The organism is Serratia plymuthica (genome assembly GCF_018336935.1).
GTDB lineage: Bacteria > Pseudomonadota > Gammaproteobacteria > Enterobacterales > Enterobacteriaceae > Serratia > Serratia plymuthica_B.
The window spans coordinates 2,822,324-2,842,263 of sequence record NZ_CP068771.1 but is presented as its reverse complement, the minus strand read 5'-3'; the positions used below and the strand labels follow the sequence as shown (position 1 = coordinate 2,842,263).

Below are 19,940 nucleotides of genomic sequence, written 5' to 3'. Positions count from 1 at the left end.
TCAGCTCCTGTCATCCAGAGTGTCTTTCACCGCAGACAGCGGGCGTGCCGGCCGGCCTTCGGTGTCATCTTCTTTATGTTCATGCTGCTGCGGTCCTTTCCGGATCAGGCGCATCATGTAGGAATACCCCACGCCGAACACCGAACAGTAAACGACGATAAACGCCAGCAGGCTGATGCTCATGTGCAGGTCGCCGTGCGCAGAAACGGCGTCCTTGGTGCGCAACAGGCCATACACCACCCACGGCTGCCGACCGATTTCGGTCGTGAACCAGCCCGCCAGCAGTGCCAGCAGCCCGGAAGGCCCCATCCACAGGATGAAATAGAGGAAGGGCCGTGACTGATACAGCCCGCCGCGCCAGCGCAGCCACAGGCTCCATACCCCGGCGAGGATCATCAGCATGCCGAGCGCCACCATGATGCGGAACGTCCAGAACACCACGGTGGAGTTCGGGCGATCCTCCGGCGGGAAGGATTTCAGCGCCGGCACCTGCTCGGTCAGGCTGTGGGTCAGGATCAGGCTACCGAGATAAGGCACCTCCAGCTTGAAACGCGTTTCCTCGCGCTGCATATCCGGCCAGCCGAACAGGATCAGCGGCGTAGCCTCGCCCGGCGGGTTTTCCCAGTGGCCTTCGATGGCGGCGATCTTCGCCGGCTGATGTTTCAGCGTATTCAGACCGTGGGCATCGCCGATCATCGCCTGCACCGGCGCGACGATCAGTGCCATCCACATCGCCATCGACAGCATTTTGCGCATTGCCGGCGTGTCGCGACCGCGCAGCAGGTGCCAGGCAGCGGAAGCGCCGACAAAGAAGGCCGAGGACAGGAAAGCGGCGGTCGACATGTGCAACAGGCGATACGGGAATGACGGGTTGAAGATCACCTTCAGCCAGTCGACCGGCACCACTTGTCCGTTGATGATTTCGTGCCCCTGCGGGGTTTGCATCCAACTGTTGGACGCCAGGATCCAGAAGGTGGAAATCAGCGTGCCGAGGGCCACCATGCAGGTAGCGAAGAAGTGCAGGCCAGGGCCGACGCGGTTCCAGCCGAACAGCATCACCCCCAGGAAACCGGCTTCAAGGAAGAAGGCGGTGAGCACTTCGTAGGTCAGCAGCGGGCCGGTTATGCTGCCGGCGAACTCGGAGAAGAAGCTCCAGTTGGTGCCGAACTGGTAAGCCATCACCAGACCCGAAACCACGCCCATGCCGAAGTTGACGGCAAAAATCTTGGACCAGAAATGGTACAGATCGCGGTAGGCTTCATTGCGCGTTTTCAGCCACAGCCCTTCCAGCACGGCCAGATAACTGGCCAGGCCGATGGTGATGGCGGGAAAAAGGATATGGAAAGAGACGGTGAAGGCGAACTGTATTCTGGCAAGTTCCAGTGCATCAAGACCCAGCATGGTGCCTCCTTGGGGTGAACATAAAGTAACCTCTTCAGTATAGCGGTAATTTTTCTGGTGAAAGCTTGGCGTTAAGTTAATCACGGAGTACAGTGACTATAATAGTGACAGTTATTTCACTTTTTCATATAACAGTTAGGGCTTATGACCAGATACGAGCAGCTTGCGCAACAGATTCGCGAACAAATTCAGAACCGGGTGTGGCGGGCGGGGGACAAGCTGCCGTCGCTGCGCGAAAGCGGTAAACGCGCCGGTCTCAGTTTGATGACGGTGGTGCAGTCGTATCAATTGCTGGAGAGCCAGGGCTGGATCGTCGCCCGGCCGCAGTCCGGCTACTACGTGGCCGCGCGCCCACAGCCGCTGCCGCAACCGGCGCGCGGCGAGAAGATGTTGTTGAGCGAGCAGGTGGATATCAACACCTTTGTTTTCGACGTGCTGCAGGCGTGCAAAGATCCGGAAATCGTGCCTTTTGGTTCCGCATTTCCCGATGCCACGCTGTTTGCCCAGCCGAAGCTGGCACGGGCGCTGAGCAGCGTGGCGCGCAAGTTTACGCCGCACAGTTCGCTGGCCAACCTGCCGCCCGGCAACGACGCGTTACGGCGTAACATCGCCCAGCGTTATGCGTTGAGCGGCTTGCAGGTGGCGCCGGACGAGATAGTGATCACCGCCGGGGCAATGGAGTCACTGAGCCTCAGCCTGCAGGCGGTGACCCAGCCGGGCGATTACGTGGCGATTGAATCGCCGGCTTTTTACGGCGCGCTGCAGGCGCTGGAGCGGCTGCGGCTGAAGGCGGTGGCGATCGCCACTCATCCGCAGGACGGCATCGATCTGGACGCGCTGGAGCAGGCGCTGGAACAGTATCCGATCAAGGCCTGCTGGCTGATGACCCACTTCCAGAACCCGCTGGGCGCCACCATGCCGGAGGAGAACAAGCAACGGCTGGTGTCCTTGCTGCGTGAACGGCAGATCTCGTTGATTGAGGACGACGTTTACGGTGAGCTGTACTTCAGCGCCGAACGGCCGCTGCCGGCCAAGGCGCTGGACAGTGGCGGCCAGATCCTGCACTGCTCGTCGTTTTCCAAATGTTTGGCGCCGGGGTTTCGCGTCGGCTGGGTGGCGGCGGGGCGCTACGCGCAACAGATCCAGCGGTTGCAACTGATGAGCACCGTATCGACCAGCGTGCCGACCCAGATGGCGATTGCCGACTACCTGTTGCACGGCGGCTACGATACCCACCTGCGGCGTTTGCGGCGCTTGCTGGCCCAGCGCCAGAGCATGATGCGCCAGGCGATTGCCCACCATTTTCCGCCCACCGTGAAGGTCAGCCAGCCCGACGGCGGCTACTTTCTGTGGCTGGAGCTGGATCCTGCGCTGTCGTCGATGGAGCTGTACCAGCGTGCGCTGGCGCTGGGGGTAAGCATCGCGCCGGGCAGAATGTTCACCACCGGCAATCATTTCAACCACTGTTTCCGCCTGAACGCCTCCTTTGACTGGAGCGACAAGCATGAGGCGGCGATCAAAACCTTAGCCAAACTTATCCGACAGCTCGAACCGGCAGACTGAACAGCGCCGCGCAGGTAAGCATCGCAATAGAAAAATTCATAATGCTTTATCCGGCAATGGAATGCCGGTTTCGTTGTTAGACAGCCCTACGGCCGCCCATTACTCTGCGATAAATTTTGTCACATTTTATCAACGGGCAGACAAGGGGCAGTGGGTGAGCGGAATAAAAAAGAAGATAAACAAACTGTTGCAAAAACGGCTGGCGCCATTGGCGATAGCCTGTGCCCTGGGTCTGGCATTCGGCGCTCAGGCTGAACTCTTGACGGAAGGCATTACCCCGGCGACCGATGCAAGCCAGGTGCCGGCGGCCGCCAAGCTGCGTAAAGACACCGTAGTGGCCGGTATTCTCGAGCCGCAGGGCAATTTTAACCCTTATCTGTTTACCAACGGTTGGGACGAGAACGTTACCGACGTGATCTTCACGCGGCTGATTGGCCTGGACAGCCAGGGCAAGCCGGTGGCGCGGCTGGCAGAATCCTGGCAGATCAGCCCGGACAACCGGGTGTATACCCTCAAGCTGCGCTCCAACCTGGTTTACAGCGACGGCTCGCCGATGAAGGCTGAAGACATTGCCTTCACCCTGACGCTGCTGCATGACCCGGCCTATGACGGCGATACCGACATTGCCCCGGCCCATATCCAGGGCGGCGCGGAATACAAAAACGGCACGGCGGCCAGCATCAGCGGGCTGAAGGTTATCGACGATCGCACTATTCAAATCACCACCACCCAGCCGGGTGCCACTACCCTGCAACTGATCGGCGGGCCGGTGTTGTCGAAAGCCTATTACGGCAAGGATTACCAGCGCGGCAAGCTGGAGAGCGTACGTGCGCTGAACGGCAAGCCGTTGGGCAACGGCCCGTATATTTACGATAAATACGTGCCGGGGCAGGAGATCCGTTTCCACGCCAACCCGAACTTCTACCTCGGTCCGCCAGCCGTGGCGCGCTTTATTTACCGCGTGACCAACCCGGCCACCAACTTCCAGCTGTTCCAGACCGGCGAAACCGACTACGACGCCTTCACCGCCAAGCCGGACGATATTGAACAGTTGAAGCTGCTCGGTTTTGCCAACATCAATCTCTACAGCTCCAGCGACTACAGCCGCATTGATTTCAACTTTAAGCGGCCGGCGTTGCAGGATGCGCGCGTGCGGCAGGCCTTAATCTACGGGCTGGATCGCCAAAAGCTGATTACCGTGGTGTATCAGGGGTACGGCACTGTGGCCAATCAGCCGATCTCTCCCGTTTCCTGGGCTTACGATCCGCAGGGGATTAATCCGTACGCCTACGACGTCAATAAAGCGAAGCAATTGCTGGATCAGGCCGGCTGGAAACCGGGCGCGGACGGTATTCGCCAAAAAGACGGCAAAAAACTGGAGCTGACGCTGCTGGTGACCAAAAAGTTGCTGAATGACGCGCTGGTGCCGATCGCCAAAGACAACTACCGGCAGATTGGCGTGCTGCTGAAGCCGCAGGTGCTGGATTTCAACGCCTTATTGGCGCAGCGCAAGGCGGGCAATTATGACCTGGCGTCGCTCAGCACCAGTAGCCTGAATGACCCGCATGACGGGGTGCGCGATTACATCAGCCAGGTGAGTGAAACCGGCTATAGCAACCCGCAGGTGGACAATCTGATCGGCCAGGCCAACGCTACGCTGGATATCGGGCAGCGCAAGCCGTTGTATCACCAGCTGTATCAGGCTCTGGCCGAAGATCCGCCGGTGATCCTGCTGGGCAACCGCAAAATCCTCAGCGCCAGCAGCGCCCGCGTAACCGGTTTTAAACCGGATGTGTACAACGGCCTGACCGGCAGCTTGCCGGACGTCAAATTGGTTCAGTAACGGCGAGATACCGCCGCGCTATTCCACGCGGCGGTGACGGAAAACACCATGAGAAATTTTATCCTGCGCCGCCTGCTGCAAACCATTCCGATGCTGCTGCTGGCGTCACTGCTGATTTTCTTTATTTTCGCGCTGACCCCCGGCGACTTTATCGACGGCAACATCAACCTGACGCCGCAGCGCGCCGCCGAGCTGCGGGCGCTGTATGGGCTGGACCAGCCGCTGCTTATCCGCTATTGGCACTGGCTCGGCCAGTTGCTGCAAGGCAACCTCGGCTTTTCATTGCAATACCAAATCCCGGTCAGCACGCTGTTGAACCAGTACATCTGGAACTCGTTCCTGCTGGCTTCGGTGGCGCTGGTGCTGTACTGGGGCATCGCGCTGGCGGTGGGCGTGGCCTCGGCGATGAAACCCTATTCGCTGTTCGATCATCTGGTCACGGTGGCGGTGTTCGGCGCCATGTCATTCCCGACCTTTTTCCTCTGCCTGCTGTTGATTAAATGGTTCGCCGTCGATCTGCACTGGTTGCCGGCGGGCGGCATGCTGCGCACCGGCAGTGAGGCCACTGGACTGTCGTGGGTGCTGGAAGTGGCGGCGCACCTGCTGTTGCCGGTACTGGCGTTGGTGATGTTGCAGGCCGGTACCCTGACGCGCTATTTCCGCGCCAGCATGCTTGACGTTATCCGGATGGATTATATCCGCACCGCGCGCGCCAAAGGGCTTAAAGAAAAAACGGTGATCGTCAAACATGCGCTGCGCAATGCGCTGTTGCCGATCATCACGCTGTTGGGGTTTGAGCTGCCGGCGCTGTTTTCCGGTGCCTTGATCACCGAAAAGATTTTCAACTGGCCGGGGGCGGGGCATATCCACATCGACTCGCTGGCCGCGCGCGACTATCCGGTGCTGATGGGCTTTACGCTGTTTCTGGCGGTGTTGACCATTTTGGGCAACCTGCTGGCGGACATTCTGTACGCCTATGCCGACCCACGAATTCGTTTGAGGTAAACATGTTGGCAACGCTGTTTTTTGGTCGCCGCCGCCGCTGGCGGCAGGCGCAACTCCCGGCGCTGGCGCAGTTGTCGCCACCGCCGGCCGCACAGGCCTGGCAACGGTTGCGGCGTCACCGGTTGGCGATGGCCTCGCTGTTGTTACTGCTGATACTGACAGTGTTGTGCATTTTGGGGCCGATGCTGTCGCCGTGGCAGGACGATGCCGGGGATGCGCTGAACATTAACCAGGCACCCAATGCCGCGCACTGGCTCGGTACCGATTTTCTCGGCCGCGATATCTACACCCGCCTGCTGCTGGCGGGGCGGATCTCGCTGACCATAGGTCTGGTGTCGATGCTGCTGTCGGTGACGCTCGGCTACCTGTTGGGGGCGTTATCCGGCTATCTGGGCGGCATCGTGGACAAGCTGATCATGCGTTTTGCCGATTTGCTGATGACCATCCCCAGCCTGCCGCTGCTGATCATTATGGGGGCGATGCTGTCCGAACTGGACGTCTCGCCGGATTACCGCATTTACATGGTGATGATCATGCTCAGCCTGTTGGGCTGGCCGTCGCTGGCGCGGCTGGTGCGCGGCCAGATCCTGTCGCTGCGCGAGCGCGATTTTATGCTGGCGACCGAAGTGCTGGGGCTGTCCACCCGGCGGCGTATTGTCGGCCACCTGCTGCCGAATACCATCCCGATCCTGGTGGTGGTGGCGACCATGGGGGTGGCCAATGCCATTCTCAGCGAGTCGGCGCTCAGCTATCTGGGGCTGGGTGTGGTACCGCCGACGCCGTCCTGGGGCAACATGATGGATGCCGCCAACAGCCTGATCGATTTTCAGCGCCGCCCCTGGCTGTGGATGCCGCCGGGCCTGGCGATTTTTATCACCGTAGTGGCGATTAATATTCTGGGTGACGGCCTGCGGGACGCGCTCGATCCGAAAATGAACGGGGTAAGACGATGAGCCAACCGCTGGTAGCCTTTAATCAACTGTCGGTGGCCTTCAACGGCGAACAGGGCCGGGTGCGGGCGGTGCAGCAGGTGAGTTTCGAACTGCGCGCCGGGCAGACGCTGGGCGTGGTCGGCGAGTCCGGCTGCGGTAAAAGCGTCACGGCCCTGGCGCTGATGGGGTTGTTGCCGCAGCCGCTGGCACAGATCGACGGCGGCGAGATTCATTTTGACGGCCAGGATTTGTTGAAACTGCGTCCGCAGCAGATGGCCGATTTGCGCGGCAACCGGCTGGCGATGATCTTCCAGGAACCGATGAGCGCGCTGAACCCGGTGCTGACCATTGGCGAGCAACTGGTGGAGCCGCTTATCCGCCACCGGGGGGCGGCGCCGAAGGCCGCCTGGCGGGAAGCGACGGCGTTGATTATGGAGGTGGGATTGGCGCGTGCAGAACAACTGATGGCCAGCTACCCGCACCAGCTTTCCGGCGGCATGCTGCAACGCATCATGATCGCCATGGCCATCAGTTGCCGCCCGGCGCTGCTGATTGCCGACGAGCCGACCACGGCGCTCGACGTCACTGTGCAGGCGCAAATCCTGGCGCTGCTGCGTGAACAGGCGCAAAGGCACAATATGGCGATGATGTTGATCACCCACGATCTCGGGGTCATTGCTCAGATGGCCGACCGGCTGGTGGTGATGTACGCCGGACGGATTGTCGAGCAGGGGCCCACCCGAGAGGTGCTGGCTAACCCGCAGCACCCGTACACCCAGGGGCTGATGGCTTCGCGGCCGGTGGCCGGGCAGCGGCGGCGCCGGTTGTATTCCATCCCCGGCCAGGTGCCCGATTTGGCCCGCTTGCCCGACCATTGCGCTTTTGCCGATCGTTGCTCACAGGTGAGCGCACGCTGTCGTGACGGCATTCCGCCGCTGTATGGCCATGCGCAGCGCCAGTCCGCCTGCTTTCTGAACGCGGGAGGGCGCATTCATGTCGGCTGAATTACAGGTTGAAGTGAAGGGGCTGAAGAAATATTTCCCGCTGCGCGATGGCCTGTTTGGCCGAACTACCGGGCAGTTGCGGGCGGTGGATGACGTCAGCTTCAACATTCGCAAGGGCACCATTTTCGGTTTGGTGGGCGAGTCCGGCAGCGGCAAAACCACCGTTGGCCGCATGTTGCTGGGGCTGCATGATAAAACCGCCGGTGAAGTGCTGTTTAACGGGCAGGCGCTGGATGCGCTCAGCCCACGCCAACTGCGCGCCATGCGCCCGAAGATGCAACTGGTGTTTCAGGATCCCTACAGTTCGCTGAATCCGAGAATGCGCGTGGGTGATGCGATTGGCGAGGCCCTGCTGCAGCACGGTCTGGCGACTAAAAGTGAATTGCGCGACCGGGTAATCGATACGATGGAAATCTGCGGGCTATCGGCGCAGCATTACGGGCGTTTTCCGCATGAGTTCTCCGGCGGCCAGCGGCAACGCATCGGCATTGCGCGTGCGGTGATCCTGCGGCCGGAATTTATCGTCGCCGATGAGCCGATTTCGGCGCTCGACGTCTCGATTCAGGCGCAGATCATCAACCTGTTTTCCGATCTCCAGGAGCAGCAGGGCGTAACTTTTCTGTTTATTTCGCACGATCTCGGGGTGGTGGAACACCTGTGTCAGGACGTGGCGGTGATGTATCTCGGCCAGATTGTCGAGAGCGCCGATCGCGACAGCCTGTTTCGCCGGCCGCGCCACCCTTACACTCAGGCCTTGCTGGCGTCGGTGCCCAGCCTGGATCCATTGCGTCAGCCGCAGGCAATGGCACGGGGGGAACTGCCCAACCCGGCTCAACCGCCGCAGGGCTGCCGTTTTCACCCCCGTTGCCCGCAGGCCGGCGCTCAATGTCGGCAACAGGCCCCCGCGTTGCGTACTGTGGCTGCAGGGCATCGGGTGGCCTGTCATTATGTCGATTAAGCCAGGTAGTGTTTCAGCGCGCGCCCGGCCTGATGAATGGCCGAGTGCACCGCCGGCACGTGGGCTATCGGGTTCAGCAAACCATAATCGTGGATCAGCCCGTTATACCGGGTAGAGGTCACTTCGACCCCGGCGGCGTTCAGCAGGCGGGCATAGGCTTCGCCTTCGTCGCGCAGGACGTCCAGCTCGGCAGTCTGCACCAGCGCCGGCGGCAGGCCTTTCAACTGTTCCAGCGTGGCATTGAGCGGCGAAGCGTAGATCTCTTTGCGCAGCGCTTTGTCGGTGGTGTAGTTGTCCCAGAACCATTTCATCATGTTGCGCGTCAGGAAGTGGCCTTCGGCGTACTGGTGATAGGAGTCGGTATCAAAGCTGGCGTGGGTCACCGGCCAAAGCAGGATCTGGCTGCGCAGCGCCGGCGTGCCTTTTTCCTTGGCCATCAGGCTGACGACCGCCGCCATATTGCCGCCTACGCTGTTGCCGACCACCGCCAGCCGCGAACCGTCGACGTTGATTTTTTCGCCGTATTCGGCCACCCATTCGGTAGCGGCATAAGCCTGGTTGATGGCGGTAGGGTAATGCGCTTCCGGTGAAGGGGTGTAGTTGACGAACACCGCCGCCGCGCCGGAGCTGTGCACCAGATCGCGCACCAACCGTTCATGAGTAGGAAAGTCTCCCAGCACCCAGCCCCCGCCGTGGAAGAACATAAATACCGGCAACGCTTCTTTTACTCTGGCCGGCCGCACCAGATGCAACAGGATATCCTGCCCCCCAACGTGAATGGTCTTCTCGCTGATGTCGACTTCGTACAGCGGGACTTCAACGCTGTTTTGCGCCCCCTCCAGCACTTTACGCGCCTCCTTCGGCTTCATTTGCTCCATAGGTTTGCCGCCGCCGGCGTTTAACGCGTCCAGAAATACGCGAATATCCTTTTGTGCCGCCGGTTGGGTGGGATCAACAGTTTTTTTAGACATCGTGGCTCCTCAAGCGTTGGGTGGTCGAAATCACAGTGTAGTTGCTGCCCGACAAATCGGTGATCTGGCGCACGAATGCGTTGCCGGGGAAAAGGTTTCTACCCGGTAAAGCCTTGACCGCTACGGGGTTGCTCGTCTCTGGTGCATTCGCTGCACTCTGATGGGGCAAAAGTGTGATCGGGCGCAAATCGGGCCAAATTATTTTTGCGAGCGCGATCAGAAATATTGAAGTTTTTTGCAATTGAATAGTATTTCGCGACCAATGATGATTTTTAGCCTTATTTTTTCAATTATTCATTACCAATGCATAATTATTGAATAAGTATGCATTGTAAGCCGTTGTTTTAACGTAAAAAAACGCGATATTCGCTAAAAAACCCGTTTTGGCACGATAGCTGCTCTACACTCTTTATCAAACGGCATGTATTTTAACTGCTCGTTAACATTTATTCCCCGTTCAGGGACCGGATACCCGGCAGAAATAGTGGAAAACCGATCGTATGTAACAGATTTGTTTCTGAATGGCCGGTAGATGGCAGAGTTATCACCGGACGAAAAGCGGATTCAACGGCGCGGTTTTTTTGTTTTGTTGCGGAATATCCGGGCAGGAACGGCCCTTACAGTCAAAATTCAGCCTTTGCTGAGGTTATGAGGTCATTATGGAACAGCCAATCGCAGTCACCCGCCAGTCTTTCGACGACTTGATGGTCCCGGTTTATGCTCCCGCTGATTTTATTCTGGTGCGGGGAGAGGGTTCGCAGGTCTGGGACCAACAGGGTAAGTCTTACATCGATTTTGCCGGCGGCATCGCGGTTAATGCGTTGGGGCATGCGCACCCGGCGGTGAAGGCGGCGCTGGTGGAACAGGCGGGGAAACTGTGGCATCTGGGCAATGGCTACACCAACGAACCGGTGCTGCTGTTGGCGAAACAGCTGATTGACGCCACCTTTGCCGAGAAGGTGTTTTTCTGCAACTCCGGGGCGGAAGCCAACGAAGCGGCATTGAAGCTGGCGCGTAAACGTGCGCTGGATAACGGCAACGCCGGCAAGAACCAGATCGTGGCGTTCAATAACGCTTTCCATGGCCGGACGCTGTTCACCGTGTCCGCCGGCGGCCAGCCGAAGTATTCAAAAGATTTCGCGCCGCTGCCGGGCGGCATCAGCCACACGGCGTTTAACGATCTGGCTGCCGCGGCTGAGCTGATCAACGACCAGACCTGCGCGGTGATTGTGGAGCCGATTCAGGGCGAAGGCGGCGTACTGCCTGCCGATGCCGCTTTCCTGCAGGGCCTGCGCGAGCTGTGCGATCGCCACGATGCGTTGCTGATTTTCGACGAAGTGCAAACCGGCGTGGGCCGCACCGGTTATCTGTATGCCTACATGCAATACGGTGTCGTGCCGGACGTGCTGACCACCGCGAAAGCGCTGGGCGGCGGCTTCCCGATTGGCGCCATGCTGACCACCGACGCGTTGGCCAAAACCCTGAGCGTAGGCACCCACGGCACCACCTACGGCGGCAATCCGCTGGCGACGGCGGTGGCGGGTGCGGTGTTCTCCATCATCAATACGCCAGAGGTGCTGGAAGGCGTGAAGCAGCGCCACCAGTGGTTTATCGAGGGTTTGAACAAGATTAACCGGGAATACCCGATTTTCTCCGAAATTCGCGGCGGCGGCCTGCTGATTGGCTGCCAGTTGAATAAGGATTATGCCGGCAAGGCAAAACAGATTACCCAGTTGGCCAATGAAGAGGGCGTGATTGCGCTGATCGCCGGCCCGGATGTGGTGCGCTTCACCCCTTCACTGATCATTCCAGAGCAGGATGTGAAAGAGGGGCTGGCGCGATTCGCGCGTGCCGTGGCGCGGATTTGCAGCTAATACACGGGCTGCGCCTTAACCGGCGCAGCCTGATTCTGACGAGGTTCGCATTATGATGATTATTCGCCCTATAGAGCGTCGCGATTTGGCTGACTTACTGACGCTTGCCGGTAAATCCGGCATCGGTCTCACTTCCCTGCCGCAAGATGAAGATACCTTGTCGGCGCGCATTGAGCGGGCGTTAAAAACCTGGCAAGGCGAACTGCCGCGCGGCGAGCAGTGTTATCTGTTTGTGCTGGAGGACAGCGAGCGCCAGCAGGCGGTAGGGGTTTGCGCGATTGAAGTGGCCGTTGGGCTGACTGAACCCTGGTACAGCTTTCGCGTCGGCACCCAGGTGCACGCGTCCAAACAGTTGAACGTCTATAAATCGGTGCCGACGCTGTTTCTCAGCAACGATCACACCGGCCATTCCGAGCTGTGTACGCTGTTCCTCGATCCGGACTACCGGCACGGCGAAAACGGCAAGCTGTTGTCGAAGGTGCGTTTCCTGTTTATCGCCGCTTTCCGCGAGCGTTTTTCCGAGCGGCTGATTGCCGAAATGCGCGGTTTCTCCGATGAAGAGGGCCGTTCGCCGTTCTGGGAGAGCGTCGGCAACCATTTCTTTTCCATCGAGTTCGCCAAGGCGGACTACCTGAGCGGCACCGGGCAAAAGGCGTTTATCGCCGAACTGATGCCGAAACACCCGCTGTATGTCGATTTCCTGGCTGAGGATGCGCAAAAGGTGATTGGCCAGGTGCACCCGCAGACCGTTCCTGCCCGCCGGGTATTGGAATCTGAGGGCCTGCGCTATCAGGGCTATGTCGATATTTTCGACGGCGGCCCGACGCTGGAAGCGGAAATCGACCATATTCGTGCGGTCAAAGAGAGCCGTACGGTGAAAGTGGTGCTGGACGAGACGCCAATGCGCGCCGATGCGCCGGCTCTGCTGGTGGCCAACGATCATTATCAGTCCTACCGCGCACTGCTGGTCAATGCCGATCTGTATGACGAGCGTCTGCATCTCAATGCGGAAACCGCTGCGGCGCTGGGCGTCGAGCAAGGCAGCCTGGTGCGGGTCATCCCCCTCATTTCAAAGGAGAAAGCCTAATGTCACATCCTGCACTGTTTATTAACGGCGCCTGGCAACAGGGCCGGGGCGCTGAATTCGGCAAAACCGATCCGGTCGACAACCAGACGCTGTGGCAGGCCAATGCCGCCGATGGCAGTGATGTCGCCGCCGCTTGCGAGGCTGCTCGCGCCGCGTTCCCGGCCTGGGCCCGCACCCCGTTTGAACAGCGTGAGCAGTTGGTGAAGCGTTTTGCCGCCCTGTTGGAAGAGCACAAACAGGATTTGGCGGCGGTGATCAGCCGCGAAACCAGCAAACCCCGCTGGGAAACGCTGACCGAAGTGCAGGCGATGATCGGCAAGGTGGCGATTTCCCTGCAGGCTTACCAGGCGCGCACCGGCATCAGCGAAACCGCGATGGCGGACGGCGCTTCGGTGCTGCGCCACCGGCCGCATGGCGTGCTGGCGGTATTCGGGCCATATAACTTCCCGGGCCATTTGCCGAACGGCCACATTGTGCCGGCCCTGTTGGCGGGCAATACGGTGGTATTTAAACCCAGCGAGCTGACGCCGCTGACCGCCGAGGAAACGCTGAAGCTGTGGCAGCAGGCCGGCTTGCCAAACGGGGTGATCAACCTGGTGCAGGGCGGGCGTGAAACCGGCGAGGCGCTGGCCGCCAGCGCGGATATCGACGGTCTGCTGTTTACCGGCAGCGCCGGCACCGGTTATCACCTGCATCGCCAGTTGGCGGGGCAGCCTGAAAAGATGCTGGCGCTGGAAATGGGTGGCAACAACGCGCTGATTATCGATCAGATCGACGATCGCGATGCGGCGGTCAATCTGGCGATTCAGTCGGCGTTTATCTCCGCCGGCCAGCGTTGCACCTGTTCACGCCGTATTCTGGTGAAACGCGGCAGCGAGGGCGATGCCTTTATCGAGCGCTTGGTGCAGGTGGCGGGCGCTCTGCGCGTCGGCCGTTGGGACGCCGAACCGCAGCCGTTCATGGGCGGGGTGATCTCCTCTGCGGCGGCGGAAAAAATGCTGGCGGCGCAGCATCACCTGTTGTCTTTGGGCGGCAAGGCTTTGCTGACCATGCAGCGGCTGGAGAGCGGCAGCGCGCTGCTCAGCCCCGGCATTATCGATGTGACCGGCGTGCGAGACGTGCCGGACGAAGAATATTTTGGCCCGCTGACCACCGTCATTCGTTATAACGACTTTGACGAGGCGTTGCGCATCGCCAACCAGACGCGCTATGGCCTGTCTGTCGGCCTGGTGTCGCCGCAGCGTGAACGGTTTGATCAACTGCTGTTGGAAGCGCGCGCCGGTATCGTCAACTGGAACAAGCCGTTGACCGGTGCCTCCAGCGCGGCGCCGTTCGGCGGCGTGGGCGCCTCGGGCAACCACCGCCCAAGCGCCTATTACGCGGCGGATTACTGCGCCTGGCCAATGGCGTCGCTGGAAAGCGAAAGTTTGACGCTGCCGGCCAGCCTGTCGCCAGGACTCTCATTTAACTAAGAACTCAGCGCGTTGTTGCGCAGGGCCGAGCCTGCTCGGCCCCAGGAGAACAGCATGTCAGGATATGAAGTCAATTTCGATGGTCTGGTGGGCCTGACCCATCATTACGCTGGATTGTCGTTTGGCAATGAGGCCTCCACGCAGCATCAAAACAGCGTGTCTAATCCTAAACTGGCGGCCAAGCAGGGTTTGCTGAAGATGAAGGCGCTGGCCGACCTCGGCTTCCAGCAGGGCGTTTTGCCGCCGCAGGAGCGGCCGCATGTGCCGATGCTGCGCAAATTGGGCTTCAGCGGCAGCGATGAGGCGGTGTTGGCGCAGGCGATGCGCCAGTCTCCACGTCTGTTGTCCGCATTAAGCTCGGCGTCTTGCATGTGGACCGCCAATGCGGCCACGGTGTCACCGTCGGCTGACAGTGCTGACGGCAAGGTGCATTTCACTGCCGCCAACCTGAACAATAAATTCCACCGCGCGATTGAGGCTGAGACGACCTCTGGCGTGCTACGGGCGATTTTTAACGATCCACGCCATTTTGCCCATCACGAAGCCTTGCCGCAGGTGGCGCTGTTTGGCGACGAAGGGGCGGCCAACCACAACCGATTGGGCGGCGACTACGGTAAACGTAGTGTGCAAATGTTTGTCTATGGTCGCCAGGAGTTTGGCGGTGAAACGGCCCCGACGCGTTATCCGGCACGCCAAACGCGTGAAGCAGGCGAGGCAATTGCTCGTCTTCATCAGTTGGATGAGCAGCATACGGTATTCGTACAACAGAACCCGGCGGTGATCGACCAGGGCGTGTTCCATAACGATGTGATTGCGGTCAGTAACCAGAACCTGTTGTTCCACCATCAACAGGCGTTTCATCAGCAGCAGCAAGCGCTGGATGAGGTGCGCCGCAAGATGGCGACGCTGGGCAGCGAGTTGGTGGCAATTGAGGTGCCGACAGCACGAGTGTCTGTGGCCGATGCGGTCGCGACCTATCTGTTTAACAGCCAGATCCTGACTAAGCCCGATGGCAAAATGATGATCGTGGTGCCGGAAGAGTCGCGTCAACATAGCGGTGTTTGGGGTTATTTGACGGAGATGGTTGCCGGCGGCGGGCCGATCGACGAAATCAAAGTGTTCGATCTGCGTGAGAGCATGCGTAACGGCGGCGGGCCGGCGTGCCTGAGGCTGCGTGTGGCGCTGAATGAACAGGAACTTCGGGCGGTGAATCCGCGCGCGATGATGAACGATACGCTGTTTGTCACGCTCAATGAATGGGTCGATCGCTATTACCGCGATCGGCTGACGCAAAACGATTTGGCCGATCCGCAGTTGCTGCGCGAGGGGCGCGATGCGCTGGACGCTTTGACGTCTATCCTCGGGTTGGGGTCGGTTTATCCTTTCCAACAATGACGGAGTTGCCATGTTTGATTTGTTGGCTCTGACGCTGGCGGGGCAGGTCCCCGCCGAGCAACGGGGCGATAACCTGAATGTGCACTGGCGCTGGCTGGGGGAAGGCCTGTTGGAAATCACCCCACACCAGGCTTACCGCCAGGCGGTAGTGCTTTCCGCCGGGATCCACGGTAATGAAACGGCGCCGATTGAACTGCTGAACCAATTGGTCAATGCGCTGTTGGCGGGCGAGAGGCCGCTGGCGGTGCGGCTGTTGGTGGTGCTGGGCAATCCGGCGGCGATACGCGCCGGCAAGCGTTATCTGCACAGCGACATGAACCGCATGTTCGGCGGCCGTTATCGCGATTTCAACCACAGCGGTGAAACCGCGCGGGCGCAGCAGTTGGAGCAGGTGATAACGGCTTTTTTTGACGGTGAAGAGGGTGCGCGTTTCCATTACGATCTGCATACGGCGATACGTGAGTCGCGGCTGCCGCGTTTTGGCATTCTGCCCTTCCAGACGCGGCCTTACAGTGCGGATATGCTGGAAGTGCTGGATGCCGCCGATCTGGACGCGCTGGTGATCCACAGCGCTCCTGGCGGCACCTTCAGCCATTTTTCCAGCGAACACGCCGGTGCCGCAAGCTGCACGCTGGAGTTGGGCAAGGCGAAACCCTTCGGCAGCAACGATCTGCAACAGTTTGCCGCCATTAACCGTGCGTTGCAGGCGGTGGTGAGCGATGAACCTTTACCTTTGCGGCCGGGAGGGGCACTGCGCCTGTTCCGCGTTGCACAGTCCTTGATTAAGCGCAGCGAGGATTTCAGGCTGCACCTTAGCGACGACACCGCCAACTTTACCGAGCTTGAGCAGGGCACTTTGTTGTGCGAACAACCGGGTGAGGAGTACCGGGTCCAACATGCCAGCGAGTGGATTTTGTTCCCCAATCCAGGCGTGGCGCTTGGGCTGCGTGCCGGTATGGTGTTGACTGAGGTGCCGCGTAGCACGCTGTATTAATCTGTCGGCGGCTAAGGCGGTTTTTATCTGTAGCATACTTCAGGCTGTAGCGTTGTCGGCTGCAGCTTGTAATTAATCTGGCGTATTATCCTGTAAAACACGTTTGCTCCCCTCTCTTTATATATCCGCTATTCACCATTGCCTTTTTTTAAATTTAATTTCCCCCGGTATTACTATTTTGGCGGTTTGAGCCGTATTGATTATATGGACCTGTAAAAGATCTGATTAAAACACGGTTAATGGCCTAAATCAGTGCGGTGACTTTGTTTAGATAAAAATGTGAAATAAGTAACGTTATTAGTAACCACGCTAAGTTTCATGTTATTTCCCTATCGTGTAGAAAGTAGGCGAAAACAAAGCAAAATGCACTAAATTAGTGCATTGCACCAATTTGGTTATAAGGTGTGTGACAAATATCAATATGAATCAATGGTTTGTTGGTTGTCTTAATTGTAATATTTTGTTACACATAAACATGCTTTGACCACGGTATTTTATGAACTTTTTCTTTTGAAGTTTGGATTCATGATGCTAATGTCACATGGCCCCTGATTAGGGGCGCTCATAAAATACTAAATGATAAAGATCACAGCCCAAATCATAAATTGGGCGTGACGGGCAGGTTTTTAATTATAATATCTAGGAAAATAAATGATGAATCGCAGTGTATTAGCCTTAGCTGTTGCCCTTGCGGCAATCACCTCCTTTGCCAACGCGGCTGAAATTTATAATAAGGATGGCAATAAACTTGACCTGTACGGTCGCGTTTCTGCCAAACATGTTTTCAGCGACGACAAATCTGAAGATGGCGACAAGACTTATGTCCGTCTGGGTTTCAAAGGCGAAACGCAAATCAATGACCAACTGACCGGTTACGGCCAGTGGGAATATAACGTCCAGGCCAACCACGATGAAGCGCAGGGCACTGCAGGCACCAAAACCCGTCTGGGCTTTGCCGGTCTGAAGTTCGCCAACTACGGTTCATTCGATTACGGCCGTAACTACGGCGTGGTGTACGACGCGGAAGCCTACACCGACATGCTGCCGGAATTCGGCGGCGACACTTACAGCTACACCGACAACTACATGACCGCGCGTTCCAACGGTCTGGCGACTTACCGTAACCGTGACTTCTTCGGTCTGGTGGAAGGCCTGAACCTGGCGGTACAGTACCAGGGTAAAAACGACGGTGACAGTCGCAACGTGGCCAAGCAAAACGGTGACGGCTACGGTCTGTCATTGGATTACCAGGATATCGGCGGCTCAGGTATCGGTGTGGCGGCGGCGTTCTCTGACTCTAACCGTACCAGCGAGCAAAAAGAGCTGGCTTACGGCAAAGGCGACAGCGCGACGGCCTGGACCACTGCGGTTAAATACGACGCCAATCAGGTTTACCTGGCGGCAATGTATGCTGAAACTCGCAATATGACGCCAATCAGCGGCAACGGCGTGTCTGGCTTCGCCAACAAAACTCAGAACTTCGAAATGGTCGCTCAGTACCAGTTTGAAAACGGTCTGCGTCCGTCTCTGGCCTACGTGCAGTCCAAAGGCAAGGATATCGAAGGGATTGGCGATGTCGATCTGGTGAAATACGTGGAAGTGGGCGCGACTTACTACTTCAACAAAAACATGTACACCTACGTTGATTACAAAATCAACCAGCTCAATGACGACAACAAGCTGAAACTGAGCACTGACGATATCGTCGCGGTTAACCTGACTTATCGTTTCTAAGTTTCACCGCCATTACCTTCATCCTGTGTCGGGAGAACGGTAAAAAGGCAGAGCGCAAGCTCTGCCTTCTTTATTTGGGCCGCTATCCTTTGGGGGCCAGACCCATAAGTTCAATAGCAGAGCGCAGGGTGGCAGAGCGCTGCTGATTTTTCTCGCGTTCAATCTCGGTGACCAATTGGGCCAGAATATTATTGCCGGAGACTTTCTTATTGAGATTGATCAGTTGGATCACCGCGCCGCCGACCACCAGGCTGACATCGCGCAACAGGGTTTCATAATGTTCGTCTGAGAGAGTAGATACGGGCATAATGCCGTCTCCATATCGTTCGGGTTAAGCAATTTAGCAAAATAGCGGCATAAAACATCGTAGATATGCCTGTTTTCCGATTAAATCAGAAATTCCTCAGGGATAAATAGCAGAAAAACCGTACATCGCTCTACAACGGCGCATATTCGCTGGCAGGCAGCCAGAAACCATCGATAAAATCTTCCACCGGAAAACATCCGGCGTGGCGCAGATTCTGTTCCTTCATGACGACCAGGCACTGGGGTTCATTGCGCAGCACGTCAACCACGATATCGGCGCAGCCGCCATCCAGATAACATACAAACATAACCAATGCGTACATAGCCTCTTGCATCCTCGAGCCAAATCTCCCCAATACCTTATTGTAGGTAAAAACGGTGCGTCTTTCAGCGTGGGCATCGGCGCAACGCGAGGAATTGGCCATGAAGGCGGCACTTTCGGATTACTCCAACCGCTAAATGCCACAGTAGCGATGGAATATCCATTTCGCAGTGCTAAGCTTAACAAGCCTTAAGTGAACGCAACATTATAACCATCGAAAGGAGTGAATATGGGATTGTTTAACTTCGTCAAAGAAGCTGGCGAAAAACTGTGGGACACAGTGACCGGCAATGCGACTGCCGAAGATCAAAGCGCCAAACTGAAGGAGCATCTGGATAAAATCGGCCTGCCGGGTACCGATAAGGTCGACGTGCAGGTGGTGGATGGCAAGGCCGTGGTGACCGGGGACGCCGTCAGCCAGGAACTGAAAGAAAAAATCCTGGTGGCGATCGGTAACGTGGCGGGTATCAGCGGTGTGGAAGATAAGGTGTCTGTCGAACAATCTGAGGCCGAGAGCCGTTTCTATACCGTGAAGAAAGGCGACACGCTGAGCGCGGTGTCGAAAGAGGTGTACGGTAACGCCAACCTGTACAACAAGATCTTCGAAGCGAACAAACCCATGTTATCCAGCCCGGACAGAATTTATCCAGGACAGGTTCTGCGCATTCCGCAGTAAAGAAGAAAAGATGTTGAGAAGCCCGATGTGATGTCGGGCTTTTTTAGTTCTCCCAGTATAAATTTTGCTAATTATTATTTTGTTTTAATAAAATTTTTGAATGTTCCGTGCTTGCCGCTACCTCTGCTTCCGGGGGATATTGACCCTGGAGAGGAAAGTTGATAGCGTCTTGCCAACTATTGAGGTCTGAATGGCGTTGGACGCAGAATCTAAGAAAACCGCAGTAGCGAGTTTTTTATCGATCATCCCACCAAAATAACCTTTATGCGTGATGAGTTAAGATAGATTTTGTGAAAGAACAACGTAATGCCTCACAAGACAAAAACTACCGTGAAACTCTGGGAGATGCGCAGTTTGCCATCATTGTACTGGCGATAGCGTCATGCTCTCTGATTATTTTTAC

The 19,940-nt window shown here is 57.7% G+C and carries 17 protein-coding genes; 13 read left to right on the top strand and 4 right to left on the bottom strand.

Going from position 1 to position 19,940, the window contains the following annotated elements; genetic code table 11:
* On the bottom strand, positions 1-1,401 hold the full coding sequence (locus JK621_RS13215) for a cytochrome ubiquinol oxidase subunit I (RefSeq protein ID WP_212556384.1): 1,401 nt from the start codon (positions 1,399-1,401) through the stop codon (positions 1-3).
* A 144-nt stretch (positions 1,402-1,545) separates the two neighbouring features.
* Here JK621_RS13215 and JK621_RS13210 point away from each other — a divergent pair, with 144 nt between their 5' ends.
* From JK621_RS13210 to JK621_RS13185, 6 genes are all read left to right on the top strand, one after another.
* On the top strand, positions 1,546-2,964 hold the full coding sequence (locus JK621_RS13210) for a PLP-dependent aminotransferase family protein (RefSeq protein WP_212556383.1): 1,419 nt from the start codon (positions 1,546-1,548) through the stop codon (positions 2,962-2,964).
* Between the two features lie 154 nt (positions 2,965-3,118).
* On the top strand, positions 3,119-4,807 hold the full coding sequence (locus JK621_RS13205) for an ABC transporter substrate-binding protein (RefSeq protein ID WP_212556382.1): 1,689 nt from the start codon (positions 3,119-3,121) through the stop codon (positions 4,805-4,807).
* 48 nt (positions 4,808-4,855) lie between these two features.
* Complete coding sequence (locus tag JK621_RS13200; RefSeq protein WP_212556381.1) at positions 4,856-5,812, top strand: ABC transporter permease; 957 nt, start codon at positions 4,856-4,858, stop codon at positions 5,810-5,812.
* Positions 5,813-5,814: 2 nt separating this feature from the next.
* On the top strand, positions 5,815-6,765 hold the full coding sequence (gene opp4C, locus JK621_RS13195; protein ID WP_212556380.1) for an oligopeptide ABC transporter permease: 951 nt from the start codon (positions 5,815-5,817) through the stop codon (positions 6,763-6,765).
* Positions 6,762-7,748 carry an ABC transporter ATP-binding protein gene (locus JK621_RS13190; protein ID WP_212556379.1) on the top strand — a complete coding sequence of 329 codons (987 nt, stop codon included), beginning with the start codon at positions 6,762-6,764 and terminating at the stop codon, positions 7,746-7,748. Before opp4C ends, JK621_RS13190 begins: the two co-directional genes overlap by 4 nt.
* Positions 7,738-8,706 (top strand): ABC transporter ATP-binding protein, encoded by a 969-nt coding sequence (locus tag JK621_RS13185; RefSeq protein WP_212556378.1) that lies wholly within the window; start codon positions 7,738-7,740, stop codon positions 8,704-8,706. The genes JK621_RS13190 and JK621_RS13185 overlap by 11 nt, the downstream gene beginning before the upstream one ends.
* Here JK621_RS13185 and JK621_RS13180 read toward each other — a convergent pair.
* The gene (locus JK621_RS13180; RefSeq protein ID WP_212556377.1) at positions 8,703-9,677 is read right to left on the bottom strand and encodes an alpha/beta hydrolase; all 975 of its coding nucleotides are present in this window, start codon (positions 9,675-9,677) and stop codon (positions 8,703-8,705) included. The two genes, JK621_RS13185 and JK621_RS13180, sit on opposite strands and share 4 nt — an antisense overlap.
* A gap of 659 nt (positions 9,678-10,336) precedes the next feature.
* Between JK621_RS13180 and JK621_RS13175 the strand changes: the two genes are divergently transcribed.
* From JK621_RS13175 to ompC, 6 genes are all read left to right on the top strand, one after another.
* Positions 10,337-11,551 carry an aspartate aminotransferase family protein gene (locus tag JK621_RS13175; RefSeq protein ID WP_212556376.1) on the top strand — a complete coding sequence of 405 codons (1,215 nt, stop codon included), beginning with the start codon at positions 10,337-10,339 and terminating at the stop codon, positions 11,549-11,551.
* A gap of 52 nt (positions 11,552-11,603) precedes the next feature.
* Positions 11,604-12,638: an arginine N-succinyltransferase gene (astA, locus tag JK621_RS13170; RefSeq protein ID WP_212556375.1), complete on the top strand. Its 1,035-nt coding sequence runs from the start codon at positions 11,604-11,606 to the stop codon at positions 12,636-12,638.
* Positions 12,638-14,110 carry a succinylglutamate-semialdehyde dehydrogenase gene (gene astD, locus JK621_RS13165; RefSeq protein ID WP_212556374.1) on the top strand — a complete coding sequence of 491 codons (1,473 nt, stop codon included), beginning with the start codon at positions 12,638-12,640 and terminating at the stop codon, positions 14,108-14,110. The genes astA and astD overlap by 1 nt, the downstream gene beginning before the upstream one ends.
* Before the next feature lie 54 nt (positions 14,111-14,164).
* Entirely contained in the window at positions 14,165-15,505 is a 1,341-nt protein-coding gene (gene astB, locus JK621_RS13160) for an N-succinylarginine dihydrolase (protein WP_212556373.1), read from the top strand.
* A gap of 10 nt (positions 15,506-15,515) precedes the next feature.
* Positions 15,516-16,499, top strand: coding sequence for a succinylglutamate desuccinylase (gene astE, locus JK621_RS13155; protein WP_212556372.1), 984 nt, complete (start codon positions 15,516-15,518; stop codon positions 16,497-16,499).
* A 651-nt stretch (positions 16,500-17,150) separates the two neighbouring features.
* Positions 17,151-18,233: a porin OmpC gene (gene ompC, locus JK621_RS13150; protein ID WP_283249334.1), complete on the top strand. Its 1,083-nt coding sequence runs from the start codon at positions 17,151-17,153 to the stop codon at positions 18,231-18,233.
* Positions 18,234-18,315: 82 nt separating this feature from the next.
* On the opposite strand, the gene JK621_RS13145 is transcribed toward ompC, so the two are convergent.
* Together JK621_RS13145 and JK621_RS13140 are read right to left on the bottom strand one after the other, a co-directional pair.
* On the bottom strand, positions 18,316-18,540 hold the full coding sequence (locus tag JK621_RS13145) for a biofilm development regulator YmgB/AriR family protein (protein ID WP_212556371.1): 225 nt from the start codon (positions 18,538-18,540) through the stop codon (positions 18,316-18,318).
* A 130-nt stretch (positions 18,541-18,670) separates the two neighbouring features.
* Complete coding sequence (locus JK621_RS13140; protein ID WP_006325949.1) at positions 18,671-18,862, bottom strand: YebW family protein; 192 nt, start codon at positions 18,860-18,862, stop codon at positions 18,671-18,673.
* 228 nt (positions 18,863-19,090) lie between these two features.
* Between JK621_RS13140 and lysM the strand changes: the two genes are divergently transcribed.
* Positions 19,091-19,537: a peptidoglycan-binding protein LysM gene (gene lysM, locus JK621_RS13135; RefSeq protein ID WP_212556370.1), complete on the top strand. Its 447-nt coding sequence runs from the start codon at positions 19,091-19,093 to the stop codon at positions 19,535-19,537.
* The last annotated feature ends 403 nt before the right edge of the window (positions 19,538-19,940 follow it).

Excerpts from the sequence above, each read along its gene's own strand:
- JK621_RS13215 (WP_212556384.1), bottom strand. The coding sequence starts at position 1,401 with ATGCTGGGTCTTGATGCACTGGAACTTGCCAGAATACAGTTCGCCTTC.
- JK621_RS13210 (WP_212556383.1), top strand. The coding sequence starts at position 1,546 with ATGACCAGATACGAGCAGCTTGCGCAACAGATTCGCGAACAAATTCAG.
- JK621_RS13200 (WP_212556381.1), top strand. The coding sequence starts at position 4,856 with ATGAGAAATTTTATCCTGCGCCGCCTGCTGCAAACCATTCCGATGCTG.
- opp4C (WP_212556380.1), top strand. The coding sequence starts at position 5,815 with ATGTTGGCAACGCTGTTTTTTGGTCGCCGCCGCCGCTGGCGGCAGGCG.
- JK621_RS13190 (WP_212556379.1), top strand. The coding sequence starts at position 6,762 with ATGAGCCAACCGCTGGTAGCCTTTAATCAACTGTCGGTGGCCTTCAAC.
- JK621_RS13185 (WP_212556378.1), top strand. The coding sequence starts at position 7,738 with ATGTCGGCTGAATTACAGGTTGAAGTGAAGGGGCTGAAGAAATATTTC.
- JK621_RS13180 (WP_212556377.1), bottom strand. The coding sequence starts at position 9,677 with ATGTCTAAAAAAACTGTTGATCCCACCCAACCGGCGGCACAAAAGGAT.
- JK621_RS13175 (WP_212556376.1), top strand. The coding sequence starts at position 10,337 with ATGGAACAGCCAATCGCAGTCACCCGCCAGTCTTTCGACGACTTGATG.
- astA (WP_212556375.1), top strand. The coding sequence starts at position 11,604 with ATGATGATTATTCGCCCTATAGAGCGTCGCGATTTGGCTGACTTACTG.
- astD (WP_212556374.1), top strand. The coding sequence starts at position 12,638 with ATGTCACATCCTGCACTGTTTATTAACGGCGCCTGGCAACAGGGCCGG.
- astB (WP_212556373.1), top strand. The coding sequence starts at position 14,165 with ATGTCAGGATATGAAGTCAATTTCGATGGTCTGGTGGGCCTGACCCAT.
- astE (WP_212556372.1), top strand. The coding sequence starts at position 15,516 with ATGTTTGATTTGTTGGCTCTGACGCTGGCGGGGCAGGTCCCCGCCGAG.
- ompC (WP_283249334.1), top strand. The coding sequence starts at position 17,151 with ATGATGAATCGCAGTGTATTAGCCTTAGCTGTTGCCCTTGCGGCAATC.
- JK621_RS13145 (WP_212556371.1), bottom strand. The coding sequence starts at position 18,540 with ATGCCCGTATCTACTCTCTCAGACGAACATTATGAAACCCTGTTGCGC.
- JK621_RS13140 (WP_006325949.1), bottom strand. The coding sequence starts at position 18,862 with ATGTACGCATTGGTTATGTTTGTATGTTATCTGGATGGCGGCTGCGCC.
- lysM (WP_212556370.1), top strand. The coding sequence starts at position 19,091 with ATGGGATTGTTTAACTTCGTCAAAGAAGCTGGCGAAAAACTGTGGGAC.